Raw genomic sequence first — 18,728 nt, 5'->3', positions numbered from 1 at the left:
TGCTTGCGGCGTGAGAGCGATAGTAGATAAGCGCGGATATTCTTAAAAATACTATTTAAGAATGTTTATATAACCAGAAAGAATTTTCAGGCAGGACACGACGTTAAGGCGTACGCAGATGCAAATGTGGGAGCGGGCTTGCTCGCGATAGCGGTGTATCAGTGCCAGATTTACTGGCTGACACTCCGTCATCGCGGGCAAGCCCGCTCCCACATTTGTTGCATTCCAACCCCCGGTGGGGGTTAGTGGATGGCGGGTGCCCTGGCCCAATCGATGTCAGCCGCCAGCATCGGCCGGCCAAACCAGTAGCCCTGGCCAAGATCGCACTGGTGATTCAACAGGAACCGCGCCTGTTCCATCTGCTCGATGCCTTCGGCGTGTACTTGCATGCCCATGCTCTGCGCCAGGGCGATGACCACCCGTACAATCGCCGCATCGTCTTCATCCCACGGCAGGCCGGCGACGAAGCCCTGGTCGATTTTCAACTTCTGCACCGGCAACCGCTTGAGGCGCAGCAGTGACGAATAGCCCGTGCCGAAGTCATCGATCGCCAGGCTCAGGCCCAGCTCGCGCAGGCGGTGCAGTTGCTCCAGGGCTACTTCCGGGTCGTCCATCACCGCGCTTTCGGTGACTTCCAGCTCCAGTTTCGCCGGATCCAGGCCGGTTTCATGCAGCACCTTGGCCACCTGCTCGTACAGTTCGTGGCGGGCAAACAGGCGGCTGGAGATATTCACCGCCAGGAAGGACAGGCCCCGGCCCTCAGCCAGCCACCGGCACATCTGCCGGCAGGCCTGGTCCATGACCCAGGCATCGATCTCGGCGATCAGCCCGGTGCGCTCGGCAATCGGGATAAATTCTGCTGGCGGCACCAGGCCGCGCAATGGGTGCTGCCAGCGCACCAGGGCTTCCACGCCAATCATCTGGCTGGTTTGCAGGTCGTGGACCGGCTGGTAGTAGACCCGCAGCTCTTGCTGATCGAGGGCGCGGCGCAGCTCATTGCCGATCTCGATCCTGTGCTGGGCGTGGGCGGTCAGCTCCTCGGTGTACAAGGCGTAGCCTTCGCGCCCGGAGCTCTTGGCCTTGAACAACGCGGAGTCTGCGTTGCGCAGCAATTGTTCGGCACTCAAGGCGTCGCTGGGGAACAGGCTGATGCCGATACTGACGCTGACAAACAACTGGTGACCATCGAACACAAACGGCTGCTTCATGCCGTCGATGATGCGCTGGGCCAAGGCGGCCGCCTGGACCACCTGTGGACAACTTTCCGCCAGCACCGCGAATTCATCGCCGCCCAGGCGCGCCAGGGTCACGCCCGGGCCGAACAGGCCCTGCAGGCGCTCGCCCACGGCCTTGAGCAACTGGTCGCCGACATTGTGGCCAAGGCTGTCGTTGATGATCTTGAAGTGGTCCAGGTCCAGCATCAGCAGCGCGCAGCCACGCTTGTGGATCTGCGCCGAGGCCAGCGCCTGTTCGGCGCGGTCGGTGAACAGCAGGCGGTTGGGCAGGTCGGTCAACGGGTCGTGGTGGGCCAGGTGGGCCAGTTCGTGCTCGGAATGCTTGATGGCACTGATGTCGGAAAACACCGCCACGTAATGGCTGACCTGGCCCTGGTCGTCATGGATGACGCGGATGGATTGCCACTGTGGATAAATTTCCCCGCTTTTACGTCGGTTCCAGATCTCGCCGCTCCACTCCCCGTCTTGATTGAGGGTGCGAAACATCTGCTCATAAAAAGCCGGCGAATGGCGGCCGGACTTGAACAGGCTCGGCTGACGGCCCATTACGTCATCCACCTGGTAACCGGTGATTTCGATAAAGGCGCGGTTGACGTGGACAATCCGCCCGCGTGCGTCGGTGACCAACACCCCTTCGCGGGTGCAATCGAACACCGCCGCCGCCTGGCGCAGGCGTTCGCGGTTTTCCTTCAAGGGTTGCTGGATGCGATGAACGCGGGCGCTGCGGGCGCACAACAGGAAAATAAACAGGGCGCTGAGGGTCACCCACAGGTAGCCGCGCAGCATCTGCCAGTAGACCATTTCCGTCGGTTCATCGATGAAGTTGATAAATACCTGCTGGCTGAGCTGGATCCACAGGACGGAAAGCAGCAAGTACACCAGCCCTGCACGTAGGGCACCTCGGTATGAAAGCAGCATATAACTAGTAATCCTTACTAAAAAACAGAATCGCCCTACAAAGGCTGCGGATTATAGAATAAGTAACATCTCGTCACTCCTATTCAAAAGGGCGACTGGTTTTATCTGTAGGCTTAGTGATAATGCGTCAGCTGTTCTTTTCTTTATCTGAGGGCCATACAGCCTATGTGGTACAACGGTTTTCTTGACTTGTCAGCCTGGCAACTGGTGGCAGTCACTCTGTTGATGACCCACGTGACCATTATCGGCGTCACGGTCTATCTACACCGCTATTCAGCCCACCGCTCCCTGGAGCTCAATGCCGGCCTGAAACACTTCTTCCGCTTCTGGCTGTGGCTGACCACGGCGCAGAACACCCGCGAGTGGACCGCTATCCACCGCAAGCACCACGCCAAGTGCGAAACCGTCGACGACCCCCATAGCCCGGTGATCAAGGGCCTGTCCACGGTCCTGCGCAAAGGTGCCGAACTGTACCGCGCCGAGGCGGAAAACCCCGAGACCCTGCGCATCTACGGCAAGAACTGCCCGGACGACTGGATCGAACGCAGGCTCTACACTCGTTATCCGCTGCTGGGCGTGGCCCTCATGGGCGTCATCGACGTGCTGCTGTTCGGCACCATCGGCATCACCATCTGGGCGATCCAGATGATGTGGATCCCGTTCTGGGCCGCCGGCGTGATCAACGGCCTGGGCCATGCCATCGGCTATCGCAACTTCGAATGCCGCGACGCGGCGACCAACCTGGTGCCGTGGGGCATCATCGTCGGTGGCGAAGAGCTGCATAACAACCATCACACCTACCCCAACTCCGCCAAGCTGTCGGTGAAGAAGTGGGAGTTCGACCTGGGCTGGGCCTGGATCAAGGTGTTCAGCTTCCTGCGCCTGGCCAAGGTGCAACGCGTCGCACCGATTGCCCACCGGGTCGAAGGCAAGGGCCATCTGGACATGGACACTGCCATGGCGATCCTCAACAACCGTTTCCAGATCATGGCCCAGTACCGCAAGCTGGTGATCGCGCCGCTGGTCAAGCAGGAGTTGGAAAAGGTCGATCATTCGGTACGCCACCAGTTCCACCGGGCCAAGCGCCTGCTGTCACGGGAAACCAGCCTGCTGGATGAGCGCCACCATCTGCGCATCCAGGGCATGCTGGAACACAGCCAGGCCTTGAAAGTGATCTACGAAAAGCGCCTGGCGCTGCAACAGATCTGGCTCAAGACCAGCAGCAACGGGCATGACATGCTCGCCGCCATCAAGGAATGGGTGCACGAGGCCGAGGCCAGCGGGATCCAGTCCCTGCGCGACTTTGCCCACCAGTTGAAAACCTACTCCCTACGCCCCAGCGCCTGACACGGTAGGAGCCGGCTTGCCGGCGATGAGGCCTAGTTTCAAGGCCGCCATCGCTGGCAAGCCAGTTCCTATAAGGCCCAGGTACATTTCAAGCCAGCCCCACAGTTTTTTGGCGCCATTTCACAGTCACCGAACATTCCGTCTCAATCGCGACTGATAACGGAACTTAGCTGCAATTCCCCTCTCTCAAACAACACTTCGCCATCCTGGCGGGCCTTGTTTTGACTGCTGTTCAATGCTGCGGCATGTCCAGAGAGAATTGTGCCGATGGTCCACGAAACGGACTCCCCTACCTCCACCACACCTGATTCGACGGATACGTCGCGACCGGCAGCTGCCGCGACCCTACTGGCGTTGATGCACGCCCAGGGCGAAGTGGAGCGCCTGAGCGAGCGCGAACAGTTGTTGAGCTCACTGCTGGTGAGTGTCAACGCCGTGCTCTGGGCCATCGAGTGGGAAACCCGGCGCGTGCTGTACGTCAGCCCCGCCTATGAGCGCATCTTCGGGCGCTCGGCCAGCCTGCTGTTGGCCGAGCATCGCGGCTGGCGCGACAGCATCCACCCCGAAGACCAGCAGTACGCCGAGCACAGCCTGGCCCAGGTGCTGGAGCTGGGTGCAGTGGAGGATCGCCAGTACCGCATTATCACTGCAGACGGGCAGATCCGCTGGCTCAGCGACAAGTGTTTTACCAACCAGCAGGCCACGCCGGGAAAGCCGCTGATTGTGGTGGGCATCGCTGAAGACATCACCGAAAAAAAGCACCTGGAGCTCGAACTGCAACGCCTGGCCACCACCGACGTACTGACCCGCAGCAGCAACCGTCGCCACTTCTTCGAGTGCGCCCATCACGAATTCGAACGCGCTTGTGCCCAAGGCCTGCCGCTGGCCTTCCTGCTGCTCGACATCGATGATTTCAAGGCCATCAACGACACCTACGGCCACCTGGAGGGCGATCAGGTGTTGCTGCGTATCGCCGAGAGCGGTCGCGGGGTGTTGCGCCGTGGCGACCTGTTCGGGCGCATTGGCGGCGAAGAATTTGCCGCGGTACTGCCCGGATGCGCCCCGGAAAGGGCCATGCAAGTCGCCGAACGCCTGGGCCAGGAAGTGCGGCAACTGGGCTTCAGCCATGAAGGCCAACCCTATAGCGTGACCGTCAGCCAGGGCCTGGCCAGCCTCAGCGCCGAAGATGCAACCCTGGACAGCCTGTTCGCCCGGGCCGATGCAGCCATGTATGAAGCCAAGCGCCAGGGCAAGAACCGGGTGATTGCCGGCTGAGTGCCTGCCCTTTCAAGGCACTAAAAATAGCGCCTGGAACACCGCCATCGCGGGCAAGCCCGCTCCCACAGGGGCTCTCGACCAGGCGAGAATTCTGGATACCCCACAAAACCAATGTGGGATCTCGACCAGGCCGGGAGTTTTGGACGCACCACAAAACCAATGTGGGAGTTGTTGAGCTTCAGCGAGGCTACGATGGCGGCGGCACATTCAGCATTGTTGCTGCCTGACACAACGCCTACCCAGGCTTGCGGATGCGCGTGAGTTCTGAAAACCCCACCTTGAGCAACCGCGCCGTCTTGCCCTTGGCCAGCGCCTCGACCCCTTCATGCTCGGTCAGCCCCGCCAGTTGCGCCGCCATATTCATCACCAGCGCTTCGCGGGAATACACCCCGCCTTCCAGGGAGTAGATCGCCGCGACCAGTTGGCGCAGCTCCAGGGGCAAGCGCCAGCGCGTACGCAGCGCCGAGCCATAACTGGCGCCAAAGGTGGACAACGACTCGCCAATCAACTCATCGTCCAGTTCGCCACCGCCCTGGCGCCACTCCTGCAAACTGCGCAGCAGGGCCAGGTCGCCCAGGCGATGGAGAATACCGGCGCTGTAGCAGCGCTCGTGATCCAGGTCGAGCATGCGCGCCAAGGCGCGGGCGTATTGCGCAGTCTGCTGGGACAGTTGCCAATGACGTTCGGCGTACTCCATCAAGACTGCATCGCTGAGGATCACGTTGTGCTTGAGGGCCAGGCCAAGGATCAGGTTCATGCTCTGCCCGGCCGCCAGCTTATGCAGCGCCATAGACAGCGTCTGCACCGGCGTGCCGTGCTGGCCGGCGCTGTTGGCGGCGGCGATCAGCACGGCGGTGATCTGTGGATCAACCTTGACCTGTTCTTCCAGCTGCTTGAGGTCAAGCCCCTGCGGCGCAAGGCTGCGTTGCACGGCGGCTTTTACGTCAACCCGCAGCGGCGCGCCGTCCGACAGCTCGCGACGCTGCTCCAGGAACACCGGCAAGGACATGCCCGCCGCCAGGGCCGGGATTTCGCAATACACCGTCTGGCCTTCGTTGAGCAGCAAGTCCTGCAGGCGTTGCGTAAGGCCTTCCATGTTCAAAGGTTTGGTCAGGTAGGCGGTGGGCGCCAGCGGCAACGCTTCGCGCACGCTGGCGCCGTCATTGCGCGCACTCAGCAGGATAAACGGCAACGCCGGCACCCGCCGACGCTGACGCACACTGCGCAACAGGCTCAGGCCATCAACGCCCGGCAGCTCCCAATCGGCAATGATCAAATCGTAAGGTTTATCTCGCAACAACTCGGCGGCTTGCTGCCCGTCGGCGCACACATCCAGCCGCGCGTCGCAGCGCACATTCAACAACACCTGCTTGAGCAGATCCCGCGACCAGGGGTCGGTCTCGGCAATCAGCACTCGAGGTACAGCAGGTAAATCAACAGCAGTCATGCAGCACGCTCCATCGGCAATCCTTGCACATTAGACAAAGGAAGCGCCCGCGTACAATGAACAAGGCCTGAATAGCTGCACAGCCCACAAAAAAACCCGCCGAAGCGGGTTTTTTCTGTCGATCAGGTCAGCCTGCGCCTACAGCTCAGAGAAGCACTCTTCGATGATCGCCAAGCCTTTGTCCAACTGCTCATCCGGCGAGGTCAGCGGGACCAGCACGCGCAACACGTTGCCGTAGGTGCCGCACGACAGCAGGATCAGGCCCTTGTCACGCGCCTTGGCCACTACCGAGGCAACCGCCGCAGCGTTTGGCTTGTGGCTGTCGCCATCCTCGAACAGCTCGACCGCGATCATCGCGCCCAGGGCACGTACTTCACCGATCACCGGGTACTTGGCCTGGATAGCCTTGAGGCCGGTGACCAGACGCTCGCCAACCGCCTTGCAGCGGTCCAGCAGGTGCTCTTCTTCGAACACTTCCATCACGGCCAGGGCCGCGGCGCAAGCGATCGGGCTACCGGCATAGGTGCCGCCCAGGCCACCCGGGGCGATGGCGTCCATGTATTCGGCCTTGCCGCACACACCGGCCAGCGGGAAGCCGCCCGCGATGGATTTGGCGAAGGTGGTCAGGTCGGCGGCGACGCCCATCTGCTCCATGGCAAAGAAGGTCCCGGTACGGCCGGCACCGGTTTGCACTTCGTCGGCGATCAGCAGGATGCCGTGCTTGTCGCACAGTTCGCGCAGGCGCTTCATGAAGGCTTTAGGCGCGACGTAGAAACCGCCTTCGCCCTGCACCGGCTCGATGATGATGGCAGCGATGTCACGCGGCTCGGCATCGTTTTTGAAGATGCGTTCGATGCTGGCGATGGAGTCGTCGATGCTCACGCCGTGCAACTCGTTCGGGTACAGCGCACGGAAGATGCCACCGGGCATCAGGCCCATGCCAGCGGAGTACGGCACGACCTTGCCGGTCAGGCCCAGGGTCATCATGGTGCGGCCGTGGTAGGCACCGGTGAAGGCGATCACACCGGCACGGCCAGTCGCGGCACGCGCAATTTTCACGGCGTTTTCAACGGCTTCGGAACCGGTGGTGACCAGCAGGGTTTTCTTGGCGAAATCACCTGGGACCTTGGCGTTAACTTTTTCGCACAGCTCCACGTATGGCTCGTAGGCCAGGACCTGGAAGCAGGTGTGGGTCAGCTTGTTCAGCTGTTCGGTCACGGCCGCGATGATTTTCGGGTGCAGGTGACCGGTGTTCAGCACGGCGATGCCGCCGGCGAAGTCGATGAACTCGCGACCTTCAACGTCAGTCACGGTGGCGTTCTTCGCGGATTCGGCGAAGATCGGGTGAATCTGGCCAACACCGCGCGGTACAGCGGCTTCGCGGCGTTTCATCAAGGAAGCGTTGGTCTTGTTGCTCATAAAGTCCTCATTCGCCACTCATCGGGTGGCGTGGTCCAAGGATTACGTGGCGGGGAGGCAACTACGGCAGCATGCGATGATCGACTGCCACAGCTTTCCCGGCCACTTCGAATAACGGTGTGAAACACGCAAAGGGACAGCGCTCTCGTGCCCCTTGCGCTTGCAGCAATACCTTGCCGGTTAGATGCCCAGGCAGAGGTATTTGATTTCCAGGTAGTCCTCGATGCCGTACTTGGAGCCTTCACGGCCCAGGCCAGACGCCTTGATACCGCCAAACGGCGCCACTTCGTTGGAGATCAGCCCGGTGTTGACGCCGACCATACCGTATTCCAGGGCCTCGGCCACACGGAACACACGACCCAGGTCGCGGGCATAGAAGTAGGAGGCCAGGCCGAACTCGGTGTCGTTGGACATCGCGATCACTTCGGCTTCGTCTTTGAAGCGGAACAGCGGCGCCAGCGGGCCGAAGGTTTCTTCCTTGGCCACGGCAGCGTTTTTCGGCACGTTGGTGAGGATGGTCGGCTCGAAGAAGTTGCCTTGCATGACCTTGCCGCCAGCCAACAGCGTCGCGCCTTTGCTCAGGGCATCGGCGATGTGTTCCTGGACCTTGGCCACGGCTTTTTCATCAATCAGGGGACCGGTGGTGGTGCCTTCTTCCAGACCATTGCCGATCTTCAACTTGGCCACGGCCACCTTGAGTTTTTCAGCGAACGCGTCATACACCGAATCCTGGATGTACAGGCGGTTGGCGCAGACGCAGGTCTGGCCGTTGTTGCGGTACTTGGAGATGATCGCGCCTTCGACGGCCTTATCCAGGTCGGCGTCGTCAAACACGATGAACGGCGCGTTGCCGCCCAGCTCCAGGGAAACTTTCTTGATGTCCTTGGCGCATTCGGCCATCAACTGGCGGCCGATTTCGGTCGAGCCGGTGAAGGACAATTTACGCACGGTCGGGTTGCTGGTCAGCTCGCTGCCGATATCGCCAGCGCTGCCGGAGACCACGCTGAATACGCCGTTTGGAATCCCGGCACGCTGGGCCAGCTCAGCCAGGGCGAACGCCGAGAACGGGGTTTGCGACGCAGGCTTGAGGACCATGGTGCAACCGGCGGCCAGGGCCGGGCCGGCTTTACGGGTGATCATCGCGGCCGGGAAGTTCCACGGCGTGATGGCGGCGGTGACGCCGATCGGCTGCTTGATCACGATCAGGCGCTTGTCCGGCTGGTGGCCAGGGATCACGTCACCGTAGATACGCTTGGCCTCTTCGGCGAACCACTCGATGAACGAAGCGGCGTAGACAATTTCGCCCTTGGCTTCGGCCAGCGGCTTGCCCTGCTCCAGGGTCATCAGGCGCGCCAGGTCATCCTGGTTCTCGATAATCAGCTCGAACCAGCGACGCAGCTTGTTCGCACGGTCCTTGGCGGTCAGTGCGCGCCAGGCCGGCAAGGCCTTGTCGGCAGCTTCGATGGCACGACGGGTTTCGGCGGCGCCCATTTTCGGCACGGTGCCCAGGATCTCGCCAGTCGCGGGGTTGTTGACCTTGATCGTTTGACCGTTGTCCGCATCGACCCAAGCGCCATCAATAAAGGCTTGCTGGCGGAACAACTGGGTGTCTTTAAGCTGCATGTCGGCTTTCCTTAACAGCACCGCGCGCGCGCGGGGCAAATTAGAGTTGTTGAAAGGCGCCTCGAAGGCTGCCGTCAGGGAAATCAGTCACTGGGCGCAAGCTGAAACATCGCGCACGGGAGACAGAGCGTTTGAAATCTCAAACGAATCCTAGGATCAATGGGGGGGCAGGGCAATAGTCTGTTCGAAAAAAAGAACGAAAACGGCGCATTAGCCAGACTATTCTGACAGGCGTAACGGAGCCGAATTGCGCATCACCGGCACACACCGCCCGGTACAGAGCCTCGCTGCACCAGAATCCTACCGGCAGACGGCCAAAAACCAGCATGGACGCCCAAGGTCGACATGGGTATGATGGCGCCCGCACAAGCATCCGTAGCTCAGCTGGATAGAGTACTGCCCTCCGAAGGCAGGGGTCGTGGGTTCGAATCCCGCCGGGTGCACCAGATACAAAGAAAGCCCCAGGTCGCAAGACCTGGGGCTTTTTTGTGGGCGCGGTTCAACGCTTTTGCAACGCCTCCAACCGCGCCGGCAGGTTTTCCTCGGGAAAGCGCTTGTGCAAGGCCAGCAGCTTCTCATCCGCCGCCCTGCTCTGACCCGCCTGGCGCAGACGCACGATTTCCTCAAGCCCTTGCTCCAGGGACTGGGGCTTGGCGGCCATCTGTTTGCTCATTTTTGCCACGGGCTCATCGGCCATGGCGCTTGCCATCTCGGCCTGGACCGGCGTGCTGTCGGCCTGGGGCGCCATTGCCATACGCGCCATGGGCGCTGGGGCGGCGGGGGCGGCGGGGGCGGCGGGTGCAGAGAGTGCCTGCGGCGGCGGCGCGGCGGCGTATTGGCTGGCTTCGGGCAGGTTGAGGTCGGGCACTGGCGAGCGCGTCACCACGCCAATCAATAGCGCGACCCCGGCTACGCTAGCAAAGGCCATCTGCCAGCGTGGCCGTTGGCAGGCTTGCAGCCAGCGTTGCCACAGGCTCGGCGGTGGCGTGGGGGCTTCGCGGCGGGCGGCGGCGAGGATGAAGGCGTCGAGGGACGCGGGCGGCTCGCTGGCGCTGTGTTGGCGAAAGTGCTGGATCAGCCCTTCGTCAGTCGGGTCCTGGGGGTGTCGGGAGTCAGTCATACGGGTACCTCCTCGGCCAGCAGTCGACGCAGTTTCTGCTGGGCGTAACGCAAGCGGCTTTTTACCGTTTCCAGTGGGCTGCCGGTCAGGGCGGCGATTTGCGGCAGTTCCAAGTCGCCGTGCAGGCGCAGCATGAACACTTCGCGCTGGTCCTCGGGCAAGTCCTGCAACGCGGCATCGAGACGGCCCTGGTCGCGACTCAGGCTCAGTTGCTGCTCCGGGCCCGCGCTGTCGTCGGGTTGGGCGTGCTGCTGTTCGTCGTAGCTGTCGTGCAGGGGGTTGTGGATACCGTGCTTGCGCCAATGGTCGATCAGGCGGTTGCGGGCAATCTGGAACAACCAGGTACGAAAACTCGCCCGGCCTTGTGGCTGGGTGGTGCTGCGGATCAGGCTGAGCCAGGTGTCCTGGTAGATTTCCTCGGCCAGTTCGGCCTTGTTGCAAAGGCCTACCAGAAACCGGTAGAGGCCCTGGCGGTGCCGGGCATAAAGGGTCTCGAACGCAGCGGCGTCACCGCTGCGGTAGCGGGCCAGCAGCGATTCGTCGCTGGGTGGGTCATCTGATACGGCCATGTTGGGTGGCGAACTCCTTTCGATGGATCACTGCAGATTACCTGTGGGAGCCGGGCTTGCCCGCGATGGCGGCGGGCCAGGCACTATGGGCGGCACTGACCCACCGCTATCGCAGGCAAGCCAGCTCCCACATTAGAGCTATATCGTGGGCAAGATCAGTGTTTGAGGCTCTGGGCCAGTTCCAGCAACTGTACGAATTCATTACGCAGGCCGTAGGGATCATCGCCGCGCGCCGAACGGGCCAGGGTGGCGGTGTCCTTCAGGCTCATGTTGCCAGTGTAGCGGCCATCACCCTTGAGCTGTTGGGCGAAGGCGGCCACGGCGGCGGCGAAGCGCAGGTCGTCGCTGGCGGCGTGTTGAGTGCTATTGATCGGGTGCTCGATCAGGCGGCTGCTGCCACCCGCCGCCGGCTTGTAGCGTACGCGCAGCATGGCCAGTTCTGCGGCGTTGCCCTCGACAGGCGTAGCCTGGGCATAGCGCAGCGGTTCCAGCCAGCCTTTGGCACCCTTGGGTACGATTTCATACAACGCCGTCACGGTATGCCCGGCACCGATTTCGCCGGCGTCCACCTTGTCGTTACTGAAATCCTCACGCTTCAAGGCCCGGTTTTCATAGCCCAGCAGGCGATATTCGCTGACTTGGGCCGGGTTGAATTCCACCTGCAACTTCACATCCCGCGCCACCACGGCCAGGGTCGAGCTGAGTTGCTCCACCAGCACCTTGCGGGCTTCACGCAGGTTGTCGATATAGGCGTAGTTGCCATCGCCCGCGTCGGCCAGTTGTTCCATCAGGTGTTCGTTGTAGTTGCCCACGCCAAACCCCAGGGTGGTCAGGGACACGCCGCTTTTGCGCTGGTCCACGGCCATCTGCTTGAGGCTGTCGAAGTCGCTGATGCCGACGTTGAAGTCGCCGTCAGTGGCCAACAGGATGCGGTTGATACCCTTATCGATAAACCCTTCGCGGGCCATCTGATAGGCCAGCTCGATGCCCGATGCACCCGCTGTGGAGCCGCCGGCGGTCAGTTGCTCGATGGCGTTGCGGATTTTTGCCTTGTCACGCCCGGACGTGGGCTTGAGCACCACCCGCGACTCGCCGGCATACACCACCAGGGACACGCGGTCCTGATCGCGCAGCTGGTCCACCAGCAGCTTGAGGGTGCTTTTGACCAGCGGCAGGCCTTCGCGACGGTCCATGGAGCCGGAAACATCCACCAGGAACACCAGGTTGGCCGGCGCCAGTTCGGCCACGGCACGCTCGGACGCCTTGATGCCGATGCGCAGCAGACGCGTGCTGGGGTTCCAGGGGGTGGCGGCGACTTCGGTGGTCACGCCAAAAGGCGAGCCATCGGTGGGCAGCGCATAGTCGTAGGGGAAGTAATTGACCATTTCCTCAAGTCGCACGGCGCCTTCGGGCGGCAGCTGGCCTTGGTTGAGGAAACGCCTGACATTGGCGTAACTGCCCGTGTCGACATCGACGCTGAAGGTCGAGACCGGGGTTTGGGCCACGCTGTGCACCGGGTTGTCCGGCAGGTTTTGATACTGCTCACGCGGCTCGGCGCGGTACTCCATCGCCACGCCGTCATGCATGGCCATCGGTGCCGGCATCGCCATTCTTTTGAGCATGGCGGCCTGAGCCTGGACCGGCGCGCTTTGCAGTTCGGGGATAGCAACCGCTTCGGGCGCCTTGGCCTCGTCACGGGATGACAGCCCACACCCGGCGAGCGCCACCAGCAAGGTCACGGCAAAACCCTGGGCAGCGGGGCGCAGGAAGAGAAGAGGATGGGACATGGGCTGAACCTCGTGTGTGAATGATGCGTTCACAAGGTCAGACGTAGGGGCGTCGGGATTCGGGTTAGCGTCTGGTCACTCAATCCATGTGGGAGCGGGCTTGCCTGCGATAGCGGTGGGCGAGTCAATACATACGGTGACTGACCTACCGCTATCGCGGGCAAGCCCGCTCCCACATTGGATCGGCAGTGACTGGTCCAGATCAGTCCGAGCCGTACTTGGGCGAACGCGGGCCGTAGAGGATCCCGGTGCGTTGCCCGGCCGACAACAGGCGCGCGCTGGTGATACCGGCGATCGGGTGCGCCGCGTCGGTAGAGCTGTTGATCACCTGCTTGACCGCCGCCGTGATCAGCATGCCCACCAGGCCGCCACCGTTGTTGTTGCCTTCCTCGCTGGAGGCCCGTGCCGAGCCGGTCCACAGGGTGGTGCCGGTACGCAGGTCGACCAGTTTGGCCGAGGCCGTCACGGAAGTGTCGCTGGTGACCAGCATGTACTTGGTGCCGTACTCGCTGACGGTGATGTACAACGCCGCGTCTGCACCGAAGATCTCATGCAGCTTGCCCGGCGCCACGCCCTGGATATCGTTGGCGGTGGTCAGGCCGTTCTGGCGGAAGGTTTCGTCCACCAGGGCAATCGGCATCACGTAGTAGCCAGCTTCCGCCAATGGGTAGGTCACCTGCGATACCAGGCTGTAGGAGGCCTGCACTTCAGGGGACTCGTTGATCGGTGGCAGCACCAGGATCGACTTCGGCCGCGCCTGCTTGTACGCCGAGTAATCGACGGTCTTGGGCGCCGCGCAACCGCCCAGCAAGGCCAGGGCGAGCAAGGCGCCGGTGAGTTTCAAAAAGCTCATTGCTTCACCTCTGGGGCCTTGGCGTTCTTGAGCAAAAAGTCCATGTAGGCCGCAGACTCGGGGAACAGCGCCTTCTCGGTGCGCAACTGCTGCACCATCTGGTCATCCTTGCCCATGCTCAGGTACAGCAAGCCCAGGTGGGCGTGGTAGCCCGGCGGGGCCTGGCGGCCACTGGCGTTGATCTTTTGCAGGTCGCGTTCCAGCGCTTCGACCTGGGCTTCCTTGGGCTCACCCTTGAAGTACTCGTAAACCTGTGGCTGGTAGCTTTCCCATTGATACAGGGGCTTGGGTGCCGTCTGGCACCCTGCAACCAGCGCGGTTGCTGTCAGCATCAGCGCCAACTTAACTGCCTTGCTCATCCGTGTACTGCTCCTTGAAAACGCTTGAATCAGTTGCGCGGGTTCCAGGCGCCGGCGTTGATGCCGTCGACCAGGCGATTGATCGCTTCGCGCATGGCCAGGTCCAGGACCTTGCCATTGAGGGTGGAGTCATAGCTGGCGGTACCGCCAAAGCCCACGACTTCGCGGTTCGACAGCGCGTACTCACCGGCGCCCTGGGTGGAATACACCACTTCGGAGGTGCTGATGTTGACGATATTCAGGTTGATCTTGGCGTAGGCCACCTGGGTCTTGCCACGGCCGAGGATGCCGAACAATTGGCGATCGCCGGTCTCTTTGCGGCCGAACTCGGTCACATCGCCGGTCACCACGTAGTCAGCACCCTTGAGGTTCTGGGCGGTGCCCTTGATCTTCGCTTCCTGGGAGATCTCGCCCATGTTGTCGCGGTCCAGCACGCTGAAGCGGTTGGTCTGCTGCAAGTGGGTGATCAGGATGGTCTTGGCCTGGCCACCGAGGCGGTCCACGCCATCGGAGAAGATCCCGCGCATGTAGCTGGAGCGGTTATCGAACTTGCCCACGGCAATCGGCACGCGTACGCCGGAGTAGGCAACGTTGGCGCTGGCGACTTTTTCGATCGGCAGTGCGCGGGAGGTTTCGGTCGCCGCACAACCGGCTAGCGCCAGCAGCGCTGCGCCGGCAAAGCCTGACAGCAGGATGTTTGAGAGTGCTTTCACAGGGTGCTCCTAAGTGAAGAAATCCGGGGGTTAGCGTGCAGGTATGGCACGCAGGTCACGCACGATGTAGTTGCTCAAACCACCGGTAAAATGGCGCTCGATGTTGGCGTTGCCTTCATTGGTCAGGATCCCGCCAATGGTCTTCCATTGCTGCACCTGGCCGCCCCAGTTGTTGGGCACCAGGCCATCCCGGTCCTGGGCAAAATGCAGCACCTCGGCCTCGGCTTTCCTGACCTTGACCTTGTAGCCAAAATCGATGCTTTGCAGGATCGTGTTGTCGTCGACCACCAGGCTGGTGATGCCGCCCTTGGAGTCGAGGATATGGCGCACGTAGACGATATCCACGTCCAGCAGGTAGTCAGCGGTCTGCTTGCTGCTGGCGTAGCGCTTGGCCTTGAGCAGGCGGTCCACCAGGTCGACGCCCAGCTGCTCGCGGACTTTGGCGTCCGACATGAAAATCCGGCCCTGCCCCACCACTTTGACGTCGAAGGTATCGACCCAGAAGGTGGCGGTCTTGGGAATGGTCACAGGGGCTGGAGAGATGTAGTACGGGGGTTTGGAAGCACAGCCGGCCAGGAAGGACAGAGCCAGCAGTAAAGCAAAAATGCGCATCTTCGAATTCGTCCCTGATTAAGTGCTGCGGCATTTTACGGGGTTGAGAGCGGTTCTCAAGTTGTTTCGCACTTGTGGGGCCTGGCTTGTGTAGGAGCTGGCTTGTGTGGGAGCTGGCTTGCCTGCGATAGCATCCCTGCGGTGTGATTGAAACACCGCAGTGTCTACATCGCAGGCAAGCCAGCTCCTACACCAGCTCGCTCCTACCAGGACGGTTTAGAAGGCGTAGCGGGCCTTGAGCATGACGCCATCGGCATCAAACCCGCTGCGGGCCTGGCGGGTGTAGCTGGCGCCGACGCTGAACGCCGAAACCTGGTAGTTCACGCCCACGCTGGCTTCATAGCTGTCACGCGCGACCGATGCACCGGTCACGCTGAACGTCGAACCACCGTTCACAAAGCTGGAAGTCTGCGCCACGCGATCACCCATCAGGTCGTGATAGGCCATCAAGGTCGCTTCCGGTTGCAGGGTGCCGGCGCCCAGCGCCAGGTTGCCCGCCACGCGCAGGCCGGCGCCCAGTTCACCGACTTCGTAACGCTGGGAACCGGTGTTCAGCGCCGCCGAAGAGCCCTTCTCATGCAGGCTGTCCATGTGCACGCTGGAGTAACGCGCCGCGACACGCGGTTCGATCAGCACGCTGTCCGACGCTTTGAAGCTGTAGCCGCCGATCACGCTGGCCGACAACGCCTGGCTGTCGTAGCTGCCCTTGGCCGTGGTGCCGGCGATGTGGCGCTTGCTGTCGTTGTCGTTGACGCCGTAGCTCAGGCTGCCATCGACAAACCAGTTCTGCAGCGACCAGTTGCCATACAGCGACAGCGCATTGCCCTGCGCTTCGGTCTTGTTGCCCAGGTCCGAGTGGATGTTGGAGTTGAGGTAGCTGTACGCCACACCCACCCGCGTGCTGTCGTTCAAGCGCCCGTCCACGCCGACTGCCACGCCACTGCTGTTGGCCGAGTAACCGTTGTCGCCACCGCGACCGTCCTGGTCCATGTTGCTGCTCAAGCCCTGCACCCACACACCGCCGCGTTCGCTGCCATCGCGCTGGCCGGCCAGGCGGTTGAGGATCGCGCCGTTGATCACGGTCTGCCCGGACAAGGCCACGTCCAGCGCGCCACGGTTCACGTCTGGCTTGAGCTGTTCGCCAAGCTGCGCCAGTTGCTGGGCGCTGCCAGCGTTGGCCACGGCCTGGAACACCGCGTCGTCCTGGCTCAGTTGGCCCAGCACTTCGTTTTTCAACAGGTTCACGGCAGTGACCGCCGAGGTCGTTGCCCCAACGCCGCCGAGGTCGGTTTGTACCTGCTCGTCTGGCTTCAGACCCACCACGGCCTTGACCGTCTGCGCATCGGCCGAGTAGCTGAGCACATCGAGCAGCGACGAGCTGCTGGCGACCGTCAGGCCGTTGTTCTGCACGCTGCCGGCTTGCAGCAGGGTGTATTCGGTGCCGCTGGGCGCTGCGGTGAAATCACCGGGCTTGGCGCTCAAGGTCACGTTGGAACCCTGGGCGAAATTCGCGGCGCCGCTGACCGTCAGGTACGGGGTGGTCGGCACCACGCTGTTGGACAGGCGCATATCAACCCCGGCGCCGCTGGCCACATTCAAGTCGCCAGTGATCGTGGTGCCGGCGCCAGACAGGTTCAACGAACCCGCGTTGACCGATACCGGGCTGCCAATGCGCGCACCGGTAAAATCGGCCTGGCCGTTGATGTTCACTGCCGTGACACCCAGCACATCACCGACGATTTTGCCGCCGCTCCAGTTCAGGCTCGCCAGGTTGCCCCCGTCGATGGCCGTGCCGGAGTTGCTGCGGATTTCCCCGGCTTGCTGGTTGATCTCCAAGGGCGTCAATTGGAACCGCGGGTTGACCTTGATCGCGGTCGCGTCGGCGCTGATCACGCCACGGTTGATCAAGCCGCGCTCACCGCTCGGCGAGGTGGTGTTGAAGGTCGCGCCTTGCACGTTGAAGGCCATGGCGTTGCTGCCGCTGGCTTCGATGGTGCCGGTGTTGAGCAGGTAATCGTAGGTGCCCGCATCGAGCTGCACGGCGATCGCCTGCCCGCCGTTGACGGAAACCAGGCCGCTGTTTTCGATACGCAGGGGGTTGGTATCGGTTTCGATCTCGATCCCCAGGGCCTCTTCACCGGTCACGCGAATGGTCCCGGAATTGAGCAGCTTGCCGCCGATGGTCACTGGCATGTTGTTGTGGGTATCGAGAATCAGGCCGTAGCCGTAGTAGGACGTGATATCCACCACACCGCTGTTGACCACGTCGCCCGCCACGGTGGTGCCGTTGAGGTAGATACCCTCGGCGTCGGATTCATCGCCCGAACCTGGGACCTCGACCAGGGTGATGTTGCCCGAGTTGATGATGCTGCCGCCCACGTTGCTGGCGCCCACTTCAAAGCCTTCGGCCCAGATGGTGTTGCTCAGGTGGATATTGCCAGCCTGGACGATATCGCCGCTGATTTGGCTGCCGGTGGTGGTGAGCATTTGATCCAGCGCCCCATCGACGATCAGGCCACGCACGGCCTGGCCGCCGGCATTCAGGGTGAGGTTGGCGTTGTTACGCAGCGTGCCCTGGATATTGGTCAGGGACACATTCACACCATCGGCACTGGGCTGGGTCGATACGACATTGCGCGCGCCCACCAGGGTCACAGGCTCGTTGAACGTCTGGGAGGCCCAGACGTTCTGCCCTGTGCTGACGTCAAACTCCACCGCACTGGCTTGTGCGGCAACGGCGCTGACCATCATGGCCAACAGGGTTTTCTGGAACTGCTTGCGCTTCATTTGAAACTCCATTTACTACGACAACACCGCCAATGTGCCCGGCGGTTGTAGGGTGCATGATTCAGGACGCGGGGACGGGAACGCGTTGTGCGGGGTCGGTGATGTCATAGGCATGCTGCTCACAGCCGGCGCCGACAATCACGAATTCCACCAGGTAAACCTTTTGCTTTTGCGGCTTGAACGCCGAGGTCATCGGCCCGCAGGCGTAGACAATTTTTTCGGCGTAGCGGTAGTAGTTCGAGTCATACACTCGCGACTCGCCCAATACCTCGATCGTCTGCCCCGGATCGGCCAGCACTTCCAACTGTGGGAAGCGCTTGACCGCGGCGCTGTTGGCCACCTCGCTCATCTTGGCGATCCAGCCGAACACCTTGCCTCGGCCCGAATCCACCACCGTGCCGAGGATCTCCGGGCGCTGATCGGCATCGCCGCCACGACGCACGGAGAACTGCACCGGGTAGGTAAAACCGGTGGCGCGCATGATCACCTTGGCGTGTTCGGCGTCCGCCACGACCTTGTTCTGCTGCAACTGCACACCATCTTTCAACAGGCTGGGCGACGAGTCGCGGGCAGTAGAGTGGCAGCCCGCGAGGGCCAGGGCCGCGAGGATAAAGGCAACTTTTTTCATAAAGGGTCTTCCGTGGCAATAAAGGGCTGGGGT

The 18,728-nt window shown here is 62.0% G+C and carries 15 protein-coding genes and 1 tRNA gene; 3 read left to right on the top strand and 13 right to left on the bottom strand.

Annotated elements, in window-relative coordinates:
- Positions 1-242: 242 nt before the first annotated feature.
- Entirely contained in the window at positions 243-2,153 is a 1,911-nt protein-coding gene (gene dibA / locus ACSSVH_RS00885; RefSeq protein ID WP_492633956.1) for a phosphodiesterase DibA, read from the bottom strand.
- A gap of 165 nt (positions 2,154-2,318) precedes the next feature.
- Here dibA and desA point away from each other — a divergent pair, with 165 nt between their 5' ends.
- Together desA and ACSSVH_RS00875 are read left to right on the top strand one after the other, a co-directional pair.
- Positions 2,319-3,500, top strand: coding sequence for a delta-9 fatty acid desaturase DesA (gene desA / locus ACSSVH_RS00880; RefSeq protein ID WP_492633955.1), 1,182 nt, complete (start codon positions 2,319-2,321; stop codon positions 3,498-3,500).
- A 267-nt stretch (positions 3,501-3,767) separates the two neighbouring features.
- Positions 3,768-4,775 (top strand): sensor domain-containing diguanylate cyclase, encoded by a 1,008-nt coding sequence (locus ACSSVH_RS00875; protein WP_169953949.1) that lies wholly within the window; start codon positions 3,768-3,770, stop codon positions 4,773-4,775.
- Between the two features lie 238 nt (positions 4,776-5,013).
- Here ACSSVH_RS00875 and ACSSVH_RS00870 read toward each other — a convergent pair whose 3' ends face one another.
- From ACSSVH_RS00870 to gabD, 3 genes are all read right to left on the bottom strand, one after another.
- A complete protein-coding gene (locus ACSSVH_RS00870) occupies positions 5,014-6,225 on the bottom strand; it encodes an HDOD domain-containing protein (RefSeq protein ID WP_492633954.1) in 1,212 nt (403 codons plus the stop codon).
- Positions 6,226-6,363: 138 nt separating this feature from the next.
- The gene (gabT, locus tag ACSSVH_RS00865) at positions 6,364-7,644 is read right to left on the bottom strand and encodes a 4-aminobutyrate--2-oxoglutarate transaminase (RefSeq protein ID WP_169953951.1); all 1,281 of its coding nucleotides are present in this window, start codon (positions 7,642-7,644) and stop codon (positions 6,364-6,366) included.
- Between the two features lie 180 nt (positions 7,645-7,824).
- The gene (gene gabD / locus ACSSVH_RS00860; RefSeq protein WP_099170293.1) at positions 7,825-9,267 is read right to left on the bottom strand and encodes an NADP-dependent succinate-semialdehyde dehydrogenase; all 1,443 of its coding nucleotides are present in this window, start codon (positions 9,265-9,267) and stop codon (positions 7,825-7,827) included.
- Positions 9,268-9,636: 369 nt separating this feature from the next.
- Here gabD and ACSSVH_RS00855 point away from each other — a divergent pair.
- Positions 9,637-9,713 (top strand) — tRNA-Arg (locus tag ACSSVH_RS00855).
- Between the two features lie 53 nt (positions 9,714-9,766).
- On the opposite strand, the gene ACSSVH_RS00850 is transcribed toward ACSSVH_RS00855, so the two are convergent.
- The 9 genes from ACSSVH_RS00850 to ACSSVH_RS00810 all read right to left on the bottom strand — a co-directional run bounded on the left by ACSSVH_RS00850 (position 9,767) and on the right by ACSSVH_RS00810 (position 18,695).
- Positions 9,767-10,387, bottom strand: a complete 621-nt coding sequence (locus tag ACSSVH_RS00850; RefSeq protein ID WP_492633953.1) for a hypothetical protein — start codon at positions 10,385-10,387, stop codon at positions 9,767-9,769.
- The gene (locus ACSSVH_RS00845) at positions 10,384-10,956 is read right to left on the bottom strand and encodes an RNA polymerase sigma factor (protein WP_432754859.1); all 573 of its coding nucleotides are present in this window, start codon (positions 10,954-10,956) and stop codon (positions 10,384-10,386) included. Before ACSSVH_RS00845 ends, ACSSVH_RS00850 begins: the two co-directional genes overlap by 4 nt.
- A 155-nt stretch (positions 10,957-11,111) precedes the next feature.
- A complete protein-coding gene (locus ACSSVH_RS00840; protein ID WP_170058195.1) occupies positions 11,112-12,743 on the bottom strand; it encodes a VWA domain-containing protein in 1,632 nt (543 codons plus the stop codon).
- 202 nt (positions 12,744-12,945) lie between these two features.
- Positions 12,946-13,596: a DUF799 domain-containing protein gene (locus ACSSVH_RS00835; RefSeq protein WP_169953968.1), complete on the bottom strand. Its 651-nt coding sequence runs from the start codon at positions 13,594-13,596 to the stop codon at positions 12,946-12,948.
- Positions 13,593-13,955, bottom strand: a complete 363-nt coding sequence (locus ACSSVH_RS00830) for a DUF4810 domain-containing protein (protein ID WP_169953969.1) — start codon at positions 13,953-13,955, stop codon at positions 13,593-13,595. Before ACSSVH_RS00830 ends, ACSSVH_RS00835 begins: the two co-directional genes overlap by 4 nt.
- 29 nt (positions 13,956-13,984) lie before the next feature.
- Positions 13,985-14,668: a CsgG/HfaB family protein gene (locus ACSSVH_RS00825; RefSeq protein ID WP_169953970.1), complete on the bottom strand. Its 684-nt coding sequence runs from the start codon at positions 14,666-14,668 to the stop codon at positions 13,985-13,987.
- 30 nt (positions 14,669-14,698) lie between these two features.
- Positions 14,699-15,280: a hypothetical protein gene (locus ACSSVH_RS00820; protein WP_169953971.1), complete on the bottom strand. Its 582-nt coding sequence runs from the start codon at positions 15,278-15,280 to the stop codon at positions 14,699-14,701.
- A 216-nt stretch (positions 15,281-15,496) separates the two neighbouring features.
- On the bottom strand, positions 15,497-18,067 hold the full coding sequence (locus ACSSVH_RS00815; RefSeq protein ID WP_492633952.1) for an autotransporter family protein: 2,571 nt from the start codon (positions 18,065-18,067) through the stop codon (positions 15,497-15,499).
- A gap of 61 nt (positions 18,068-18,128) precedes the next feature.
- Entirely contained in the window at positions 18,129-18,695 is a 567-nt protein-coding gene (locus tag ACSSVH_RS00810; protein ID WP_492633951.1) for a hypothetical protein, read from the bottom strand.
- Positions 18,696-18,728: the final 33 nt, after the last annotated feature.

The organism is Pseudomonas sp. HC1(2025), from assembly GCF_058742075.1.
Note: the sequence above shows the minus strand (reverse complement) of the source record. Positions and strands in the feature narration are given on the sequence as shown.